The sequence below is a fragment of the Enterococcus viikkiensis genome, assembly GCF_005405345.1.
GTDB lineage: Bacteria > Bacillota > Bacilli > Lactobacillales > Enterococcaceae > Enterococcus_A > Enterococcus_A viikkiensis.
The window spans coordinates 98,666-118,649 of the sequence record NZ_BJDW01000010.1; the positions used below are offsets into that span (position 1 = coordinate 98,666).

Annotated in this window: 17 protein-coding genes and 1 other annotated feature; of the genes, 6 read left to right on the forward strand and 11 right to left on the reverse strand. The window is 37.5% G+C overall.

Translation table 11 applies throughout. The annotated features are described in order from the left end of the window. Positions 1 to 18 precede the first annotated feature (18 nt). The 3 genes from FFM67_RS07100 to FFM67_RS07110 form a co-directional block, all read right to left on the reverse strand. Positions 19 to 564: an ECF transporter S component gene (locus FFM67_RS07100; protein WP_137613879.1), complete on the reverse strand. Its 546-nt coding sequence runs from the start codon at positions 562 to 564 to the stop codon at positions 19 to 21. 643 nt (positions 565 to 1,207) lie between these two features. Further along, positions 1,208 to 1,714, reverse strand: a complete 507-nt coding sequence (gene msrA, locus FFM67_RS07105; RefSeq protein ID WP_137613880.1) for a peptide-methionine (S)-S-oxide reductase MsrA — start codon at positions 1,712 to 1,714, stop codon at positions 1,208 to 1,210. 20 nt (positions 1,715 to 1,734) lie between these two features. Next, positions 1,735 to 2,547, reverse strand: coding sequence for a MetQ/NlpA family ABC transporter substrate-binding protein (locus FFM67_RS07110; RefSeq protein ID WP_137613881.1), 813 nt, complete (start codon positions 2,545 to 2,547; stop codon positions 1,735 to 1,737). A 74-nt stretch (positions 2,548 to 2,621) separates the two neighbouring features. Further along, positions 2,622 to 2,853 (reverse strand) — a binding site (T-box leader). A 327-nt stretch (positions 2,854 to 3,180) separates the two neighbouring features. On the opposite strand from FFM67_RS07110, the gene FFM67_RS07115 reads away from it, so the two are divergent. Further along, positions 3,181 to 4,521, forward strand: coding sequence for a DUF1576 domain-containing protein (locus tag FFM67_RS07115; RefSeq protein ID WP_246042946.1), 1,341 nt, complete (start codon positions 3,181 to 3,183; stop codon positions 4,519 to 4,521). Between the two features lie 58 nt (positions 4,522 to 4,579). On the opposite strand, the gene recQ is transcribed toward FFM67_RS07115, so the two are convergent. Then, on the reverse strand, positions 4,580 to 6,331 hold the full coding sequence (gene recQ / locus FFM67_RS07120) for a DNA helicase RecQ (RefSeq protein ID WP_137613883.1): 1,752 nt from the start codon (positions 6,329 to 6,331) through the stop codon (positions 4,580 to 4,582). 437 nt (positions 6,332 to 6,768) lie between these two features. Here recQ and FFM67_RS07125 point away from each other — a divergent pair, with 437 nt between their 5' ends. Next, positions 6,769 to 7,320, forward strand: a complete 552-nt coding sequence (locus FFM67_RS07125; protein ID WP_170178003.1) for a TetR/AcrR family transcriptional regulator — start codon at positions 6,769 to 6,771, stop codon at positions 7,318 to 7,320. A 164-nt stretch (positions 7,321 to 7,484) separates the two neighbouring features. Beyond that, the gene (locus tag FFM67_RS07130; protein ID WP_170178004.1) at positions 7,485 to 8,489 is read left to right on the forward strand and encodes a lipocalin-like domain-containing protein; all 1,005 of its coding nucleotides are present in this window, start codon (positions 7,485 to 7,487) and stop codon (positions 8,487 to 8,489) included. A 521-nt stretch (positions 8,490 to 9,010) separates the two neighbouring features. On the opposite strand, the gene FFM67_RS07135 is transcribed toward FFM67_RS07130, so the two are convergent. From FFM67_RS07135 to FFM67_RS07160, 6 genes are all read right to left on the reverse strand, one after another. Then, on the reverse strand, positions 9,011 to 9,295 hold the full coding sequence (locus FFM67_RS07135; RefSeq protein WP_137613886.1) for a putative quinol monooxygenase: 285 nt from the start codon (positions 9,293 to 9,295) through the stop codon (positions 9,011 to 9,013). 17 nt (positions 9,296 to 9,312) lie between these two features. Then, positions 9,313 to 9,972, reverse strand: coding sequence for a nitroreductase family protein (locus tag FFM67_RS07140; RefSeq protein WP_137613887.1), 660 nt, complete (start codon positions 9,970 to 9,972; stop codon positions 9,313 to 9,315). A 19-nt stretch (positions 9,973 to 9,991) separates the two neighbouring features. Next, positions 9,992 to 10,405 carry a MarR family winged helix-turn-helix transcriptional regulator gene (locus tag FFM67_RS07145; RefSeq protein ID WP_137613888.1) on the reverse strand — a complete coding sequence of 138 codons (414 nt, stop codon included), beginning with the start codon at positions 10,403 to 10,405 and terminating at the stop codon, positions 9,992 to 9,994. Between the two features lie 545 nt (positions 10,406 to 10,950). Then, entirely contained in the window at positions 10,951 to 12,303 is a 1,353-nt protein-coding gene (locus FFM67_RS07150) for a dihydrolipoyl dehydrogenase family protein (protein WP_137613889.1), read from the reverse strand. A 72-nt stretch (positions 12,304 to 12,375) separates the two neighbouring features. Continuing rightward, a complete protein-coding gene (locus FFM67_RS07155; protein WP_137613890.1) occupies positions 12,376 to 12,825 on the reverse strand; it encodes a MarR family winged helix-turn-helix transcriptional regulator in 450 nt (149 codons plus the stop codon). Positions 12,826 to 13,165: 340 nt separating this feature from the next. After that, positions 13,166 to 14,254 (reverse strand): PQQ-dependent sugar dehydrogenase, encoded by a 1,089-nt coding sequence (locus tag FFM67_RS07160; RefSeq protein ID WP_137613891.1) that lies wholly within the window; start codon positions 14,252 to 14,254, stop codon positions 13,166 to 13,168. A gap of 441 nt (positions 14,255 to 14,695) precedes the next feature. Between FFM67_RS07160 and FFM67_RS07165 the strand changes: the two genes are divergently transcribed. Then, a complete protein-coding gene (locus tag FFM67_RS07165) occupies positions 14,696 to 16,036 on the forward strand; it encodes a DNA/RNA non-specific endonuclease (RefSeq protein ID WP_137613892.1) in 1,341 nt (446 codons plus the stop codon). Between the two features lie 224 nt (positions 16,037 to 16,260). On the opposite strand, the gene lepA is transcribed toward FFM67_RS07165, so the two are convergent. Further along, complete coding sequence (gene lepA, locus FFM67_RS07170; protein WP_137613893.1) at positions 16,261 to 18,099, reverse strand: translation elongation factor 4; 1,839 nt, start codon at positions 18,097 to 18,099, stop codon at positions 16,261 to 16,263. A 212-nt stretch (positions 18,100 to 18,311) separates the two neighbouring features. Between lepA and FFM67_RS07175 the strand changes: the two genes are divergently transcribed. Continuing rightward, positions 18,312 to 19,529 carry a GNAT family N-acetyltransferase gene (locus FFM67_RS07175; protein WP_137613894.1) on the forward strand — a complete coding sequence of 406 codons (1,218 nt, stop codon included), beginning with the start codon at positions 18,312 to 18,314 and terminating at the stop codon, positions 19,527 to 19,529. Then, on the forward strand, positions 19,516 to 19,953 hold the full coding sequence (locus FFM67_RS07180; RefSeq protein ID WP_137613895.1) for a nucleoside 2-deoxyribosyltransferase: 438 nt from the start codon (positions 19,516 to 19,518) through the stop codon (positions 19,951 to 19,953). Before FFM67_RS07175 ends, FFM67_RS07180 begins: the two co-directional genes overlap by 14 nt. Positions 19,954 to 19,984: the final 31 nt, after the last annotated feature.

The following is a 19,984-nucleotide window of genomic DNA, read 5'->3' on the forward strand; positions in this document are numbered from 1 at the left end:
AGAATACACACTTTGTCATTAACCGACTCTTTGTCGATTCAATGCTTTCGAAAGGATTGGGACAATCAAAATTGCTAGACCACCGCCGACTAATGCTGTGATTAGTTGCGGAAATGAGAAGGCACCTGAGACCATAGCTGCTTTAGGTGCTGGTAGCTTCAATAAAATTGGAACCACAAATTGAACGATTGAAAGATATAGAACACCAAATTTTGCCACTGCTCCTACCACTGCCGCCACAAGAAAATGGGTGACTGTTTGTTTTTTAGTAACGCCCGCAACCAAATGCCAAACCGTTACTAAAACAGAGTTTCCTAATGCGATACAAAAAACGATCTGTGGAAACGCCGGACCAATCCCAAATATGAAAGCAAAAATTGGTGATAACAAAGCGATCATAATTCCACTTGCCAGGCCGCCTGTCGTCACGGCAACAATCAAAATCAAGTTAACCAAAGATCCGGTTATCAATGTATTGCCCAGCCCCGCCGTCACCGCCTGTATAGTAATCACTAATGCCAGCAGCACTCCTGTTTGTGTAATCCATAATGCTTTTCGCTTCATAATTTCGGAAACCCCGTTTGTATAAACAATCCCAAATGGTGATCCTTTCACTTCCTTTCTTTTTCAATTCTAACTTCCAAACTGCCGTTACAAAAAGAACTGGTACTTGCTGATACAATTATTTTACCAGATTTATAGATTAGACAATAAACAGATTTTCACCCAAATTATTTAGTAATGGATAAAATAAAAAACACTACGCTAAGACCTAGAATAGCGTCGTATGTTTAGCGGTTCTTTTACTCAAGTTCTGATAACTTAATAGGTGTGATCGATCAGCATAATATCGTATACTCCTGAACAGAAAATGAATTTTTTTATCACCTGTTTACTAATTCATAGATTTTGAAATGAACTTAAAGAACATATCCTTTAATCAGGTTGAGAAATTATTTTATGATTCGTGATTTCTCGCAATAAGTACTTTTCAACGACCTCCTTGTTTACCAATTCCTCCCGCCCTTTCCTCAAAAAAAGCCGCAAACAATAGGTGATTTCTTGGAGAAATTCATTCCTACTATTCGCAGCCTCGCCTAATCAAATTAGTAACAATTCACTTACTAGCCATTTTACTGACTGAGGTATAAAACGGTTCATTCTTTTGGGTCAATTATCAATAAAAATTACCAAACTTCATATTCCTTTACCAAAATTCCTTGATAAATTTTTTTCTTTGCTGAGCATTCCTTTGATAATTCTCTGGATTTCGTTGATAGTAGGCTTGATGTTCTGCCTCTGCTGGATAGAATGTTTGTGCCGGCTCAATTTGTGTGACAATCGGCTGATCGAAACGCCCACTAGCTTGTAAATTGGCACGGCTGACCTCGGCTGACTTTTTTTGCGTTTCGTCAAAATAAAAAATGACTGGGCGGTAGCTGCTACCACGATCTTCAAACTGCCCAAACGCATCGGTAGGGTCCGTTTGTTGCCAATAAAGCTCTACCCAATCCTGATAGCTGATTAAGTTAGGATCAAAAATAATCTCCACTGCCTCTGTATGTCCTGTCTCACCACTCTTTACTTCTAGATAAGCCGGATTATCCGTTTGTCCTCCTGTATAACCAGAAATCACTGACAAAATTCCTGGCAAACTATCAAACGGTTTCACCATGCACCAAAAGCAGCCTCCTGCAAAAATTGCTCGTTCCATTTATTTCCACTTCTTTCTCTTTATTTAACGGGTACGACTGAACCGCCCCATTTTTTCTCGATCCACTTTTGGACCGCTGGCTCATGCAACGTCTCAACAATTTTTTTGATATCCTGATTGTCCTTATTCTTCGTTTTCGTCGCGACAATATTTACATAAGGAGAATCCTTTTCCTCAATCATCAAGGAATCTTTAACAGGGTTCAAGCCCTTTTCATAAGCAAAATTAGAATTGATCGCCACTAAATCACCTTCATTATTCTCATAAGCGCTAGTCAATAAGGTCGGATCAACACTATGATCAAATACTAAATGTTTCGGATTATCGATAATGTCTTCAAAAGTTGCTTTGTCAATGGCCACTCCTGGTTTTAATTTAATCAAATTATTTTTAACAAATATATTAAGCACGCGACCCCATTCTGAAGGAACGTTCGATACAATAACTTTTGCCCCATTAGGAATATCACTAACTTTTTTAATTTTGTGAGCATAAATCCCCATCGGTTCTAAGTGGATTGCGCCAACATTGGAGAATTTATAGCCATTTTCTTTTTTCTGAAGATTGAAATAAGGGACGGTGGAAAAATAGTTCGCGTCGATATCGCCATTTTCCAAAGCTTTATTTGGCAAGACATAATCGTCGAACTTAACAATCTTTAAATCAATCCCTTTTTTCTTCAATTCAGGTTTGATATGCTCCAAAATTTCCGCGTGAGGTGTCGGTGAAGCGCCGATTGTCACTTTATCGATCGACGCCGCAGATTTCTGTCCGCAAGCGGCAAATAGAAAAATACTTCCAATTAACAAGATCAAATAACGAATTCTTTTCATGTATATACACTCCTCAACTTTCTTTTGATAAATAAAAAAATATCCATCCCTTTACTTACCAGTTTACTGATAAATAAAGGGACGAATATTTTCGCGTTACCACCCTTCTTTATATCGCCTTCACAGACGATACCTCAACGGTACAGACATACCCGGCGATGTAACGGTCGCTTGCCGTTCAGCTTGCGTGAACAAAACTGAAAACTCAGAGCTCATCTTCATTGATGTTTTACGATCCCTCTTTTCACCTACCGAGGGTCTCTTTAATCGCTCACAATCAACTACTCTTCTCTTCACTGTTTAATTATTGATTTCTGTTATTCTAGTCCAAAGTTTTTGCTTTTGCAACTAAAAAAATTGCTTGTTTTCTTTTTAATTCGAGAAGCGCCGCGCTATTTTTTACTAAAAAAGTATAATAATAACAAATAATTATTTTTTAACTATAGTTAATCAGTAAGCAATACGTTATGACCGTTTGCTTTTTATAGGCTTATCGCTATATTTAGCAGCCGATAAAAGGTATAATTAACATTACCAGAAATAATCTCAACCTCCCCTACCTAAAAATAAATAACATATTCTTTTATGATTGCCAATTAAAACTTCGAAAATAAAATGAAGGAGTGTGATTCTTTGGGAAAAAAGACAAAACGATTACTTTCTACTAATTCGATTTTCTTGTTTTTATTGTCCTATGGCCTGGCACTTACACTAACCGCCTTTGTTGTTACTTCGCCGCCGCTCTTGTTCAGGGGCATGCAACAAATCATCACATCACCCAGTAATCTGATCACCGATTACGTGCACATCGCGGGTGGTGGCCCAGCCTTTCTTAATAGCGGACTCTTGACCTTAAGCAGCCTGTTTCTTCTACGCAAACACAAACATCACTTTTGTTCTATAACTGTTTCTATTATTATGATGCTTTCAGGCTTTTCTTTTTTTGGGAAAAACATCGTTAACTCAGCACCGATTATTTTAGGTTGTCTGCTTTATTTACGAATCCACCATTCAGGACGACAAGACCTATTAGTAATGGGTCTATTGAGTACCTGTCTGTCACCGATCGTCAGCACGATTTACAGTGTCCCGACCTCCCTCATCACCTATAAACTTCTTGCTTTATTTGTTGGTTTACTAATTGGCTACACTATTTTGCCGATCTTCGAATTTTTAAAAGGCCACACAAAAGAGTTAAATCTCTATAATATGGGGTTTGCCGCTGGTTTTGTGGGTATTCTTGGAAATTTTGCGATGAAAAGAATTTTAACCATAAAAATAGTTCCTCATACGCTCTCTTTTGAACATCACGAAACACTATTCTATTTTTTACTGATTCTTTTTAGTCTGCCACTTTTAATTGTCTTGTACTTTTCCAAACTACAGCCAATTCATTCCAAAATTTTCTTACTAGATTTAAAGAAAATTCTACGTTTTTCACTTTACGGCTATTTTGCCATTCTAATTTGTCTAGGTCTGCAAGTACCTTTAAGCGGAATTTTAGTGGGCGCCGTTCTGACCTTTGCTGGCTTTAGTATGTATAATTTTAAGTTCCGTTACTTCTTTTTTCCGGCTGTGGGTATTTTATTGACCGCTTTGTTTTTTTATCAAGACATTGCGACTACTAATCATATCGTGATTCTCCTCTTCGCCAGCACCCTAGCGCCTATGACAAGAAAATATGGTTTGTTAACCGGCATTCTTTCCGGCATGATCTTTTCGGTAATTACTCGCAACGCAAACCAGTTGACTGCCGGCATCAATTTGTACAATTGCGGCTTTTCCGGTGGTGTGACGGTCCTCTTGATGGATACGGTCCGCCTGCTCTTTTACAAAAACCAAAAAATCAAATTTCTTTGTCAAAATCACTACCTACGTTTGATTCAAAAGGAGAAAAAGCTGATTGCTAAATTCCAAATCACTGTCCAACGTTTATTTCTAAAGATTTTTAAGACCAGAAACGGTTACTCATAAGATCCGCAAATAACGCAGCTCGTCTTTCCTCAATTAGGAGAAAGACGAGCTGCGTTAACTATGCTTCATTTTTTAACAGTGCCAAGAATTGATCACCATAATTGTCTAACTTGCTTTTTCCAACACCTTTGATTTGTAAAAATTCCAGTGAGGTTTGTGGTTGTTTTTCCGCCAGCTCGGTCAATGTCTTATCTGAAAAAATCACATACGGTGGCAGATTCTTTTCCTGTGCCAATTGTGAGCGTAAGTTTCGGAGCTGTTCAAATAAGGCATCATCCGCCACTAATTGTCTCACTGGTGCTTGTTTACGAAAGACTTCTTGCTTACCTAACAGCACTCGGACACCTTGCTCAGAAACTGAGAGCAATGGATATTGCCCTTCTGAAGGAACTAGAAAATGTTCTGCTGTCAAATAATCAATCAAGTTGGCAACATCCTTTTGTGACTGATCCTTCATTAGACCATATGTCGGTAGCTGTTCAAAATGCCATTGTTTTATTTTTTGATCATTGGAGCCCGTCAAGACTTTGGCAATCAGCCCTTTACCAAATTTTTCGCCCATGCGCTTGACGCAAGATAAGACTTTTTGCGTATCGGTCGTGATATTGACTTGCTCCCGCTCATCTAAGCAATTGCTGCATCTGCCGCAATCCGGCTGATCCTCGCCGAAATAGTTTAAAATATAGCGTTGCAAACACATCTGAGTATGAGCATATTGATTCATCTCCCGCAATTTACCATATTCATTTTGCTGATAAGTCGCTTCTGATTGCGATTGTTCAATGAAAAAATGCTGGATTTGAAGATCCTGCGGTGCATACAGTAAGACTGCTTCACTTGGTAGCCCATCCCGCCCTGCGCGACCTGCTTCTTGATAATACGATTCCAAATTACCAGGAATTTGAGCATGAATCACAAACCGGACATTGCTTTTATTGATCCCCATTCCAAAAGCGTTCGTGGCAATCATGACTTCGATCCGATCAAATAGAAAATCTTCTTGGTTTTGCAAGCGCTCTTCGCTACTTAAGCCGCCGTGATATTTACCTACCGCCAACTGATGATGCTTCAATAAATGGAATAAGCGATCAACTTCTTTCCGGGTTGAAGCATAAATAATCCCTGATTGTCCTTGATTCAGTTTCAAATATTCTAGTAAATAGACGTCCTTTTGTTCTTTCACTACTTGGAATGCCAAATTTTCTCTAGCAAAACCTGTTTTGACTTCATTTTCTTTCGGAATATGTAAAAGGTTGGAAATATCCTCAGCCACTTGCGACGTTGCCGTAGCAGTTAAAGCAATGATGGTCGGTTGTTGATTAAAATTTTCAATCGTTTCTGCCAACTTTAAATAACTAGGCCGAAAGTCATGTCCCCATTGAGAAATACAATGAGCCTCATCCACAGCTAACAGCTCAATCGGAACATATCTTAGCAATTCGCGAAAGTCAGCGGATTCTAAACGTTCTGGTGCTACATATAATAATTTGATCTCCCCGCGAGCCGCCTGTCTGACTCGGTCATTCATTTCTAGAGTCGATAACGTACTATTAATAAACGCCGCTGGAATCCCCACTTCATTTAAGCTATCAACTTGATCCTTCATCAAAGAAATCAAAGGTGAAACCACTAATGTCAAGCCTTCCAAGACTAACGCTGGTAGCTGATAGCAAATCGATTTCCCCCCGCCCGTTGGCATGATACCTAAGACGTTTTCTTTTTGCAGAACTCTTCGGATGATCTCCTCTTGACCACTGCGAAACTGCGTATACCCAAATTTTTCTACTAATAATTCCTTTATGTGTTCCATAGATGTACCCTTTCTATTACGAACTGATATGTAATCAGTGTTACTTTTACTTAAGCCTGTCTTCATCGTGTTGATAAAGGAATAATTAAATTTTATGATAGAAGTAAATAGATTATTTATCAACCTAATAATACAATAAAATTCTATCATTTGTTCTATATAAATTTAATCACATTTCATTCCGGAATTTGAGTCAATAACTTGGGGACATTTTAGTAAAGACATTTTCGCTGTTTCTAATTCTTCAAACCCCTGTGGCGTTAAGTAATGAATCGAACTATAGATTCGATTACGATTATAAACTCCTTCAATGTTGCTAAATAAATGATACAATTCGGAGGATCTAGTTTGAAATAGGTGATTTTAATTATATGGATCATTTGGATGTATACTATAAAGTAACAAGAACCATGAAAAAACGAATCAAGGGGGACACTATGAAAAATAAACAATCCGAACGTAGTGTAGAATGGATTACACAAGCTCTTTTTGATCTAATGGAGACGTCTCCGTTTGAGAAAATTAAAATTGTTGATATCGTAAAAAAAGCAGGTGTTGCTCGTCTAACTTTTTATCGACATTTTGAATCCAAGGAAGAAGTGATCACTTCTTACATGGATAGAGAATTTGAAAAGTATTTTGAAGAGTTATCAAAAGAGCCAAAAATGGATATTAAGAAGGCATTGTGTTGGTGTTTTGAATACTGGGGAAAAGATGCAAAAATTGCAAATTTATTAGTCGATAGCAATTTAAACTCATTAATCATATTATCATTTAGCAAATATTTTAGGCGTATTTTAGAATATTCGGACTATTCCCAAGAAATAACTAAATTTGAACAGAATTTTCTTGAAGGAGGTTTATTACTAGTCTTACTTGAGTGGACGAAAGATCCTAAAGAATATTCTCCATCGGATATGGCAGAAATAATGGTTTCTCTCACGGAGAAAATCGCTGTAGTAACAGAAAGTAGCGTACAACCAGAATAACTATTAGAGTAACTGTTCGATAATAAAAAATATTTATTCTAAACTGTTACATTATCAAATCTTTTGTATCTGGTTTTACTGATTCCTTTATGATAAAGTCTGTGTAACAAATGAACAAACAGGTACATTTGTTACACTTTTTTTATTTGAGGAGGAAACCTGTTATGACATCAGAAGGAAAATTAGATATGAATTATGAAAAGTATCAAATAGAACGTTGGTTAGCATTGGATCCTGCGAAAGAATTAGTTTGGCACAAAGATTTGTGGCCAAACGAATCATGGTTTACTGTTTCGAATTTAACAAGTAATGATCAATCAATTGCAGTTCAAGTTCATTTTCTTTTAATGGCTATGCCAAATGGCGAAAAAGTTGCTTCTTTAAATGTTTCTATTACTAATCTTACCACTGGCTGGAATGATAATTATGAATATTCGTACCCATTTGAAGCCATTAAAATTAGTGATAGTAAATTTAAAATCGAAACAGATCGTTTACTTTTCGAAGGTAACTTAAATGATATAACAGTTCATGTTGATATGGAGAATGCTAGTATTCGTATGAAAGCTCATCTAGTGCAACAACCTGTTATTTCCGGAGCAACGGGAAAATGGGATTTATTAGGTGTAGAACAGTATAGTTATGGTGTTCCACGTATGAAGACTGAGGGAACCATTGTTATGGACGGTACTGATTATCCTATAACTTCTGGAATTACATGGTTGGATCGACAATATGGTGCCAGTCTTGCTGCTGTAATTGACCCTACCCAAAAAGATACAATGAACTGGTTATGGATGAATATTCAACTAGATAGCGGTGAATCATTAGCCATTGGTCAGATTATGCATCATCCAACGAAAACTCTTACGCTGACGAATACTTTTGCTCTGCCAGATGGATCAGTCATGTTAGCTGTCATGAATCCAGTTCAGATGTACGATGTTTGGGAAAGTAAAGAAACCGGTTCTCGTTATCCAACAAGATTTGTACTTGAATTTCCCGGTTTAGATTCTCGACTTGAAATAAATGTTGAGATGAAAGAGCAAGAAATTGTCGCTAAACTGGCTGGAGATAAGTATGAAGGTGCCGCAGTTGTTAAAGGGACTTTTATGGGACGAGAAGTTACGGGCGTTACCTTTGTTGAATTGGTTGGTTTCTGGAAATAAGTGCTCCCTGTCAAAGGATGTTGGTGGAAATCCACCGACATCCTTTTATTTTCCAAAACAATAGAAAAGACACCCTGAAATCCTTAAGAATTAATTTGCTCAATTCATTAAAGGGATTCAAGATGTCCTACACTCAGCTAATCAAAGATACATTAGATATTCTAGAATTAAATATTTTTTTCGAGAAAAATGGTTTAACGAAAGACTATACTAAGTAGTTTTATATATATCAAATGTGCGGTGATAATCAAATCAAAAATTAGGTGTCGAATCTAGTACGTTCTTTCAGTAATTTTTGAGCCATTTTAGGATATAGCTACCCCTACTTATCTAAAGCATTTAAAAAAGGGTGCTAATCTTTTGAGTACTACGCATGAGATAATTGAAGTATTTCACTAAAATTCCGTGTTTTAAAGATTCATCTAAATTAATTCATTCGATAAATTTTTCGATAGTATTCTAATTCATCTGAGTCTTCATAACTAATCAAACCTCAACAGAACGCATCATTTAACTATAAATCAATTCATTCTCGCAACTTTTAATTCAGGTTTACGAGCAGAGTAGCTAGCAACCTTTTCCGAAAATTCGAGGAACGGAAGACTTTGACTGTGAGCTTGTGCTGAAGATTCATCTTCCCAATTTTCGACCATCATAAATGAATTTTCATCTTCCGTTTCCTGATACAAATCATACGCTAAATTCCCTAACTCCGCTTTAGTATACGTAATCAATTTTTTTATGTCGGATAGAAATTCATCTCTTTTTTCTGGTTTTACTTGAAACTTTGCGTTTACAATAATCATTTTATTTCCCCCAGCTTTTAAGCAAATGTAGTAATATTTTCAGGATCTAAACGCACGGATTCATAACCAGCTACTTCTGCTTTCCCGATTGAAATCATCATAACCGGAACGAAACGTTCTGGATCTAGGTCAAATGCTTCTGCTAATTGATCTGCTTCAAATCCAGTCATAGGATTCGTATCATATCCATGTGCCCGGGCAACATTCATGAATTGCATCGCTGCAATACTAGTATCAATTTTAACCACGTTAGTCATTTCTTCTTTTGTTAATGCGTCATAGTAAGGGATGATTGAGCTTAATTGTTGATCATGAACTTCTTGGGGCATTTTTCCTTCCGCAACTGCTTGATCATATATTTTATTTGCGTATTCTTGGGGACGTAAATCACCAAAGAATAAGACCATCGCTGCAGAAGTTTCATTTTGCTGTTGGTTAAAACGAATCAAAGGTTTCAATTTGTTCTTTCCTTCGTCACTTTCAACAACGACAAAACGCCATGGTTGTAAATTTACAGCTGATGGAGCTGTAACAGTCTCTCTTAAAATATCTAACATCTCTTGGTGGGTGATCTTAACATTTTTATCGTACATACGAACCGAACGACGATTTAACATAATATCTGCAAAATTATTGTTAACCAAGCTTTGTTCCTGTTTATTCAAATTAACGGACATTTTTCATTCTTCTTTCCAATTATAAATTATCGTTTAGTTTTGTCAGTAATATCGCAAGCTGTTCCATCTCTGTTTCCGTCAAAAAAGGATACATAACTTCTCGCAATGACTGATGCTCCTCTTCACAAGCAGCCATTTCTTCATGGGCCCGATCAGTCAAGCGAACAAAAATCTCTCGCTGATTTGACTCATTGCGTTTTCGTGTTACGTAATTCTTTTCCTCAAGAATCTTAAGATGCCGGGTAATTGCAGCCTGATCAATTTGCATCTGTTCTTGTAATTGCGTTTGCAAACAAGGCTCTAATTTGGCAATCGTCATTAGAAGCTCATAACGAGTCAAGCTAAAGCCAATTTTCGCTTCAAACGTTGAACTGATCTTTTGATCGATTAACTTTACCAGATACATTAAATGACTGATTTCTTGTAGACTCATGGCAACCTCTTCCTCTATTATTGACTCGTCAACTATTGACTTGTCAATAATAGAAAATAATTTTTTATTTTGCAAATACTTTGCTCACCCTATTGCTTCAACCTTATTTGAACCATTAAAAGTGACAAATCGCTGTTGTCTTTGGTCATGCTATTCTAACAGCTATTCAACATTCATGTCTCAAAATCTTTTATGATTCTAACCATTTTCTATCATTTTAGCTGCTTTCCTACTAAGTTCATTTCAAAAACAACATCCTTCCTATCAGATATTCAAGGACTTTGCCGTGTCGACGGTAACACTCACTAGAAAACTCAATTTACGTAATCAATTTTACTAAGGACCGTGCTGAATCCTCAGATAAAGGCAAACATGTTTGGTTGTGTTTTTGATTCCATTGAACTGTCCACTCACAAGACAATGAAAACTACCATTTACTCATCAGAAATCGTTTTTCTTTTCAACTTTTGGATAATAAAAAAGAAGAAATTCCCTAAGTGTCTCGGGTATTTCTTCTTTTCATTCGTACTATCAATTGTTATATGTTAGCTACGTAAGCCTTGAGCTAAATAGAAACTCAAATTATAGTCCAATGTTGGAAAAGCAAACAAAGTCCGTTGCAACTCTTGAATGGTTAAACCTTGTTCAATAATCGTTGTCAAACCATTAATCACTTCGGGAGCTTCATTACTGTAGTTAACGGCTCCAGCTAATTTTCCCGCTTTGTCAAAAATGAGTTTCATTGAGGCATCTTTTTCATTCATTGCTTTGTAATCCCATGAATTTGCTAAGTCAATTGTCTTAATTTGATACTCTGCAGGATGTTCCATAGCGTAGTCTGTTGTTACACCTACTTGCGCGATCCGTGGCAGCGTAAACGCTGCCGTAGCAACTACTGGATAATTAATTGCTTCATCTGTTACTCCCAAAAACAGTTGTGTCAAATAGCGAGCTTCAAAAGCTGCAACAGGTGTCAATTTTGGTTGCTTTTTACTAATAATATCACCACTGGCATAGATATTTTCAACGGAAGTTTGAAGATGATCGTTTACGGATATCCCACCACGATCATAGTCAATACCGGCTTTATCCAAACCTAGATTTTCCACGTTTGGAATTCGTCCAGTCGCATCTAACACATAATTAGTTGTGAATTCAGTTCCTTTGTTTGTTGTTACGGTATATTGTGTTCCCGTTTTTTCAACTTTGCTAAGCCCTTCTCCGAAATAAAAGGTTACGCCACTTGATTGCATTTTTTCTACTAATTTATTGGCATACTCCGCATCAAATCCATTTAATGCTCTTGGAGCAAATTCAATGATTGAAACATCAGCTCCGGCAGCATTTGCAATTGAGGCCAGTTCCATTGAGACATAACCCGCGCCAATGAATGCAATTGATTCCGGCATTTGTGGCAAATCTAAAAAGTCTGTACTATCGTGCATCAGTTCTTTACCAGGAACATTTAAACGAGCAGGACGTTGCCCGCTAGCAATAACTATTTTCGTTGCAGTATACTCTTTTTTTTCAACAACAATTGTCTTACTATCTCGAAATTCACCATGACCAAAAATAAATTTGATACCCGAATGTTCAAGCATTGCCTGCATCTGTCCACTCAATGGATCGATTACTGCATGTTTATGAGCCATTAAGTGTTCCCAGTTAATCCTTGCGTCAGTAGTCTCTAATCCGATTTCGTCAAATTGTTCAATTTCAGCTAATAATTTAACTGGACCATCCAGTAAACCTTTAGCATCACAGCCAAAATTAGTGCAAACACCAGCTACAGTTCCTTCCTCAATGATTCCAACTTTCTTTCCTTGCATCGCTAAAGGTAAAGCCGCATTCCAAGCCGCTTGACCACTCCCGATAAATAAAACATCAAATTTCTCCATGAATAATACTCCCTTCCTCTTATCAGTCGCACGCGATTAATTATTGTGAAAACAAGTACCTTTTTCAAGGTACTAATTTTCTATAAGTCTTTTAAGTTCTTTGTTCATTTTTTGGATAACTTCTAAAGCCTCATTATATTCATTTAAATCTGTTACCATTCGCTTTCCCACACACTCTAGCACCGCATTTTGCACATCAGTTTTGCTTTTTTGAGACTTATCAGACAAGTGTACAAGTAATTGTCGTTTGTCTGCTTCAGGCTGTTCTCTAATGATCCAAGCTTCCTGTTCCAATCGTTTTAGCAATGGTGTTAGTGTATTACTACCTAATGAAAGTCGCTCAGACAATTGTTTTAACGTTTGATGGTCATTTTCCCATAAAGCCAACAATACAATATATTGAGGGTATGTTAAATTGAAAGGTTTTAACGCTTTTTGATAGAACTTGATAAACAAGCGATTCGTATCATATACAGCAAAACATATCTGATTAGCTAGCGTTAGTGAAAAATCATTCTCCATATTGTTCTCCTTAAATTAATCTCGTGCGATTGATTTAAGTTTAAATATGGGACTAGAAATAGTCAAATGATTTGACTGAAAAAATCTCTTTTTGGGAGCGAGAATTTAAAGTAAGAACAGACTAACAAAATAAAAATAGCCCGCCAAATGCACCTTATGGTTCTAACAGATAGGCCATTCATTATAAAAATATATTTTTTTAAACCAGCATTTATATTTTATTTGGTTCATCCTCATCGCCCATTTTAGACGAAGAAACGTCTGCTCTTTGTACCGGTCCTCAAAGATTAGCTTTTTGGCCTAACCTTTGAGGGTTGGTACAAATCACAAGTTATTTTATTTAATCCAGTTGTAGGCGATATAATTTATCATCATTTTGTTGAGGGCTTCCCCTACCATCACGATTATTGGTTACAAAATACATCATTTCATCCTCTATATAGATATCTCGAATACGACCATATTCTGTTAGCAGCTCACTCATTGTATTGGATTCTAAATCAAATTCTAAGACTGCGTTCCCTCTTAATGCTGCTACATATAACGTTTCATCTCGATAGTCCATGCCAGACGGTGCCCAAGTAGTGTTGCTTCCAGAAGTAACTAGTGGTGCTTCCATTCCCGTTTGCATTTCATTTCCTTCGATTGTTGGCCAACCATAATTTTTCCCCGCCTCAATGACATTAATTTCATCGTTGCGACTAGCTCCATGTTCACTAGAATACATTTTCCCAGCTTCATCCCATGCAAGACCTTGTGCATTCCGATGGCCGTAACTATAAACATAGGAATCTTCAATTGGATTATCTTTGGGGATCGTTCCGTCTAAATTCATTCTTAGTATTTTACCGCCTAACGAATTCCTATCTTGTGCAATCTCAGGCTCAGAAGCATCACCCGTAGTAACATAGAGCATATCGTCTGGTCCGATTGCTAAACGCCCTCCATGATGGTGCGTTCCGCTGGGTATCTCATCTAATAACACCCGCTTCTCCTGCCAATCATCATTTATTAGGTTCAACTCAACAATTCGATTCAAGATATCGTTATTATCTTCATAGGTATAATAAGCGATGGCTGTTTGAGAATCTGAAAAATCAGGCATTAAGACAAAGCCTAATAATCCCGCTTCTGAAACAGAAGATAGTTCTTTTTCTAAAGACATAGACTGTCGCTCTACGTCACCATCGGTTATCTTGGCTACTGTTCCGCCGCGTTCACTTAGATAAAACACGTCATCATCACGTTGAATCGACCACGGAACAGCTAAATTCTCCGCCACAGTTTCAATAGATTGATTAGTCGGACCTTCTTCAGTCATAAAGCTGTCCTTTCCTGACTCTCTGATGGCTTCTTCATCTTCTGAAATAGGTGCGGCACAACCGCTGAGGAGGAATAATCCGATGAACAATATTACTATTTTTTTCATATCTGTCACTCCTGTTTTTAGCTAACTTTCCGTCGGACTCGGTTTGTTTAGAGAACGCTTTCTAATCCAACGGTAACATCTTGAAATCAAAGAGTAAAAATATGTGCTTAGGTCGTTCAAAATGTTTTTAATATGAAAGATCTAGCCAATAGATTTTTACTGTACTTTAGGATAAGAGTAGATTTGAAAAATTATCAGCTTAAATCTTCTCTTCTAATGTTAAAATAATTGTAAATAAATTATTTTTTGAAAGAAGTGAAATATTTGAAAAAGTTGCTTGGGTTTTATCACTATTATTATTACACTGTACTATTTTCTGCATGCGAAAATAATTTGTAGATTATGATGAACTACTAACTGAAGACTATGAAATGATGTTTTCTAGTAAAAGATACTATCAGCTATTAAGCAAAAGAATAATTGTTTGTTGGAGGAAAAAAGATGGCAACTTTATTAATGATTGTAGGCTTTTTTGGATTTATTTTTGGTGTAATAAGATTAATTAGAGCGTTTTTTAAGAAATATCCTAAAAAACCTGAGCTTCTAATTATGCTTGGTACGTTTATTGTTTTTATTGCAGGCGGTATGCTAACTGAGCCATCAGAACATCAGACAGTAGAAACAACTATTAGCAGTACTCAACAAAGTACAATAAAATCTTCATCAAGATCTTCTGAAAAAAAGAAAGATAACAAAAAATCAATTGATGAAAAGAACAAGCAAAAACAAGCGCTTCTTTCTTTTAATGATCGAGTAAAACAAGATAATACCAATCTTGTAAATTTGGAATACAGCGGCACTCAAACAATAGAAATAAATGATAATAATCCAATTTTTTCTAAAGATGATTTATCTTTAGCCAACAAAGCCTGGGAAAAATATGGAGATCTAGATAATCTCAATCGCGCAACTTCTGCTGAAACTATGTTAAATCAATCAATAATGCCTAAAGCAAAACGTGGGGATATCGCTAATGTTACACCTACAGGGTGGCATAATAAAAAAATTGGCAAAGGTTATCTTTATAATCGATCTCACTTGATTGGATATGCCCTTTCTGGAGAAAACGACAACTGGAAAAATCTTATCACAGGAACAGCACAGTTAAACAATCCAGAAATGCTTCGTCATGAATTGGATATAAAAAATTATCTTGAAAAAAGTAAAGATAATTACGTCCGCTACTCGGTAACACCTGTATTCCGAGGAGAAGAATTACTTGCTCGTGGTGTACATTTAATGGCCCAATCAATTAAATCTGACGATATAAAGTTTAATATCTATATTTTCAATGTACAAGAGGATGTCACTTTAAATTATTCAGACGGAACAAGTCAAACTAAAAATGAGCTTCTGGCAATTCAGCGAAAAGAAGAAGAAAAGAAAAAAGCTGAAATTAGAGCTCAGCAAGCAGCTCAGCAAAAAGAAGAAGAAAAAAGAAATGCTGAAATTGAAGCCCAACAAGTTGCGCAACAGAAAGAAAAAGAAAAAAGAAATGCTGAAATTAGAGCTCAACAAGCAGCTCAAGAACAGAAACAAATTGAAGCTCAAAAGCAAGCTGAAGCGGCTCAAAGTGCAGCAAATGAACAACCAAATCCACCAGCTGTAGCAAATGGGCCAGAATATGTTGACGCTAACGGAAACGGATTAATTAAAGGATCTAGTAATAAAATTTATCATATTCCAGGTAGCAGATATTACAATAAAACAACCAACCCTGAAGCTTGGTTTAAAACAGTTTCAGAAGCAGAACAAGCTGGATATCGGGCACCAAGAAATTAACTATCCTCTCCCCTACTGGCGACGCCGGTTCGATTCCAGCATGGGGAATACTTTTTATGAAAGTTATCTATCTGAAAGATGAGTTACTTGTTCATTTCAAAAACTTACAACGAGTTACCGATTCAAAAAATAAAAAATGCCTACCAATTCCAACTAACGTTGGCATATGGTAGGCAAATCTATGAAATATAGTTCAATTTAGCGATATGTTTTCAAACAAGCCCTTATTTCTTCTTAGGCTCGTCCTCGTCCATTTTCAACACTGCCATGAAGGCTTCTTGCGGTACTTCTACTGAACCGATTTGCTTCATCCGTTTTTTACCTTCTTTTTGTTTCTCTAATAATTTACGTTTACGAGAAACATCTCCTCCATAACATTTAGCCAATACATTCTTGCGCAAAGCTTTGATGTCAGTCCGGGCAACAATTTTTGTACCGATGGTTGCTTGGATTGGGACTTCGAATTGTTGGCGGGGAATTAGTTTTCTCAATTTATCGACGATTAAGCGACCGCGTTCTTGTGCGAACTCACGGTGAACGATGAAGCTTAGGGCATCGACTTTTTCCGCATTCAATAAGATATCCATTTTAACGAGGCGGCTTTCACGATAATCAGCTAGTTCGTAATCTAGTGATGCATACCCCTTAGTACTTGATTTCAGTTTATCGAAGAAATCAAAAACGATCTCAGATAACGGGATATGATACACCACGTTCACGCGATAATCATCTAGATAATCCATTGTAATGAACTCTCCGCGCTTACGTTGAGACAATTCCATCACTGCACCAACATATTCGTTTGGCACCATGATATTGGCTTTAACGTAAGGCTCCTCAACATTTTGAATTTTAGATGGATCAGGAAAGTCGGAAGGATTGTCTACAACAATTTGCGTACCGTCGGTCAAATTAACATGATAGATAACCGATGGCGCTGTCGTGATCAATTCCAAATTAAATTCCCGTTCCAAACGTTCTTGAACCACATCCATATGCAACAAACCTAGGAATCCGCAACGGAATCCGAAGCCTAAAGCTTGAGACGTTTCTGGTTCAAACTGTAATGCAGCATCGTTTAATTGTAATTTTTCCAATGCTTCTCGCAAGTCGTTATAACGAGACGTATCGATCGGATACAGCCCACAAAAGACCATTGGGTTCATTTTACGATAGCCTGCTAGAGATTCTTCTGCAGGGTTATTCGCAAGTGTCACGGTATCCCCTACTCGGGTGTCCTGAACTGATTTGATGCTGGCAGTGATATAACCAACGTCACCGACCATCAAATAATCTCGTTGGACCGCTTTTGGTGAAAAGACGCCGACTTCGGTTACATCGAAGGTTTTACCATTACTCATTAATTGGATCTTATCTCCTGGACGAACGATCCCATCAGTAATTCGTACATTTAGCACGACACCGCGATAACTGTCGTAAATCGAGTCGAAAATCAGAGCTTTTAATGGTGCTTCCAAATCACCCGTTGGCGCAGGCACATTGGTTACAATCTGTTCTAAAATCTCACTGATACCAATGCCCGTTTTGGCACTGGCAAGCACTGCATCTTCCGCGTCAATCCCGATGACGTCTTCAATTTCTTTTCGAACCCGCTCTGGATCAGCCGCTGGTAAATCGATTTTATTGATTACAGGTAAAATTTCAAGATCATTGTCTAAGGCTAAATAAACGTTTGCCAAAGTTTGTGCTTCAATTCCTTGTGCTGCATCGACAACTAAGACTGCCCCTTCACAGGCCGCTAAGCTTCGTGACACTTCATAGGTGAAATCGACGTGCCCTGGCGTGTCGATCAAATGAAAAATATATGTTTGGCCATCATTGGCCGTATAGTGTAATTCTACCGCGTTCAGCTTGATCGTAATGCCACGTTCACGTTCAAGGTCCATAGAGTCTAGTAATTGCTCTTGCATTTCACGGGAACTAACAGTATTCGTTTGTTCTAAGATCCGGTCAGCCAATGTCGACTTTCCGTGGTCAATATGAGCGATGATGGAAAAATTCCGGATCATCTTCTGGCGTTTCTGCATTTCTTCTATATTCATGAAAGTTCCTCATTTCTTTTAATCAGCACTGTCAATTATACCAACGTTTTCAATAGAAAAAAAGTCTTTTCCCCTTTTTCCCAACGTCTATAAGAGAATTATTAAAGGCCTTTTGCTATACTGGGAATGAGAAGAATTTTTTCTGCCTTGTTTATATTGAATATCATAGAGTTACAGGAAAAATTTCAGATTAATGTTTAGGAGTTGAAAAAATGGATAGTGACTTTAAGCAGCAGCTAATCTTACAACCGGTCGGTGAAGAACACTTAGCGCAATATGATGAATTATTGAGTTACGTGTTTCAAGTTACCGAAAGCGACATTGAGAATAGCGGCTATGAAAACAAACGAGAAATGGTCCGGGCAAAGAAACCGGTCTTAGAACAGTCAAAAGTTTTCGGCTGGTTTCATGATGAAAAACTGATTTCTCAGATTGCCATCTACCCTTGCGAAGTAAATATTCACGGCAAGCTTTTTCAAATGGGGGGCGTGACGGGCGTCGGCACTTATCCTGAGTATGCCAATCATGGCTTAATGAAAGATTTGATCAAAAAGGCCTTAGTGCAAATGCGAGAAGACCACCAATGGATTTCCTATTTGTATCCTTACAATATACCCTACTATCGCCGCAAAGGCTGGGAAATCATGTCTGACAAACTCAGTTTTAAGATTAAGGATACCCAGCTGCCAAAGCAAGTGGAACTGCCAGGCATCGTAGAACGCAGAGAAGTGGATGATCCTGATGTCTATCAAGTCTATCACGAGTTCGCCTTGAATAATCACGGCGCCATGATTCGCAAAGAGTTGAATTGGGAAGAGTATTGGCGCTTCGAAAATGAAGAAGAACGGACTGCGGCGATTTATTATGACGCGAACCACAAGCCCACCGGTGTTCTTTTTTATTGGATCTCAGATGAGGTTTTCCATATTAAAGAAATGTTTTATTTGAATCAAGAGGCACGCAATGGGTTATGGAATTTTATCAGCGCCCATTTTTCAATGATCTATTGGGTCAAAGGCGATATTTTCAAAAATGAACCTCTTTCTTTCTTACTTGATGACAGCGAGATTACTGAAACCATCGAACCCTTCTTTATGGCACGAATCGTTGACGTGAAACAGTTTCTCTTAGAATACCCCTTTGAAAAACCAGTGGATCCCTTCTATTTTGTGATTGAAGATCCCATCGCAGAATGGAACAACGGGATTTTCGCCCTTAGCTGGGATGAAACTGGTAAATTACGTATTTCTGATCAGCCAACCGGCAAACGGATCAGTATGAATATCCAAACATTAACTTGTCTGCTAATGAATTACCGCCGAGCGGCCTATCTTGCCCGCATCGAACGGTTAGAGGCTGACAAAAAAGCGATTGAATTATTAGAAACGACAATTCCAGATATGGAGGCTTATTTTAGTGACTACTTCTAAACATATTTATTTTGCAGCGCCTTTATTTGCGCAAAGTGATTTACTTTATAATCAACATTTAGTGAAAAGGATTCGTGAACTTTCGTCAGCGTTAAGCATTTACTTGCCCCAAGAAAATGCCGGGATTAACGATAAATCTGCTTATGCCGACAGTAAAATGATTGCACTGGCCGACACTGAGGAAGTCCTTAAAAGTGACTTGATGATTGCCCTGCTGGATGGCTTGACCATTGATGCCGGTGTCGCTTCTGAGATCGGCGTTGCCTATGCCAAAGGAATCCCCATCATTGGTTTATACACCGATTCCCGTCAACAAGGTGCGGATAATCAACAAAAATTAATGGCGTTACAAACACCAGCGGAAAATCAATTTCATTATCTTAATTGTCAAATTAAGTTAGACAAATCATCAATACTTACGTAACTCAAAAATACTTCCAAAGGTGTTCGATAAT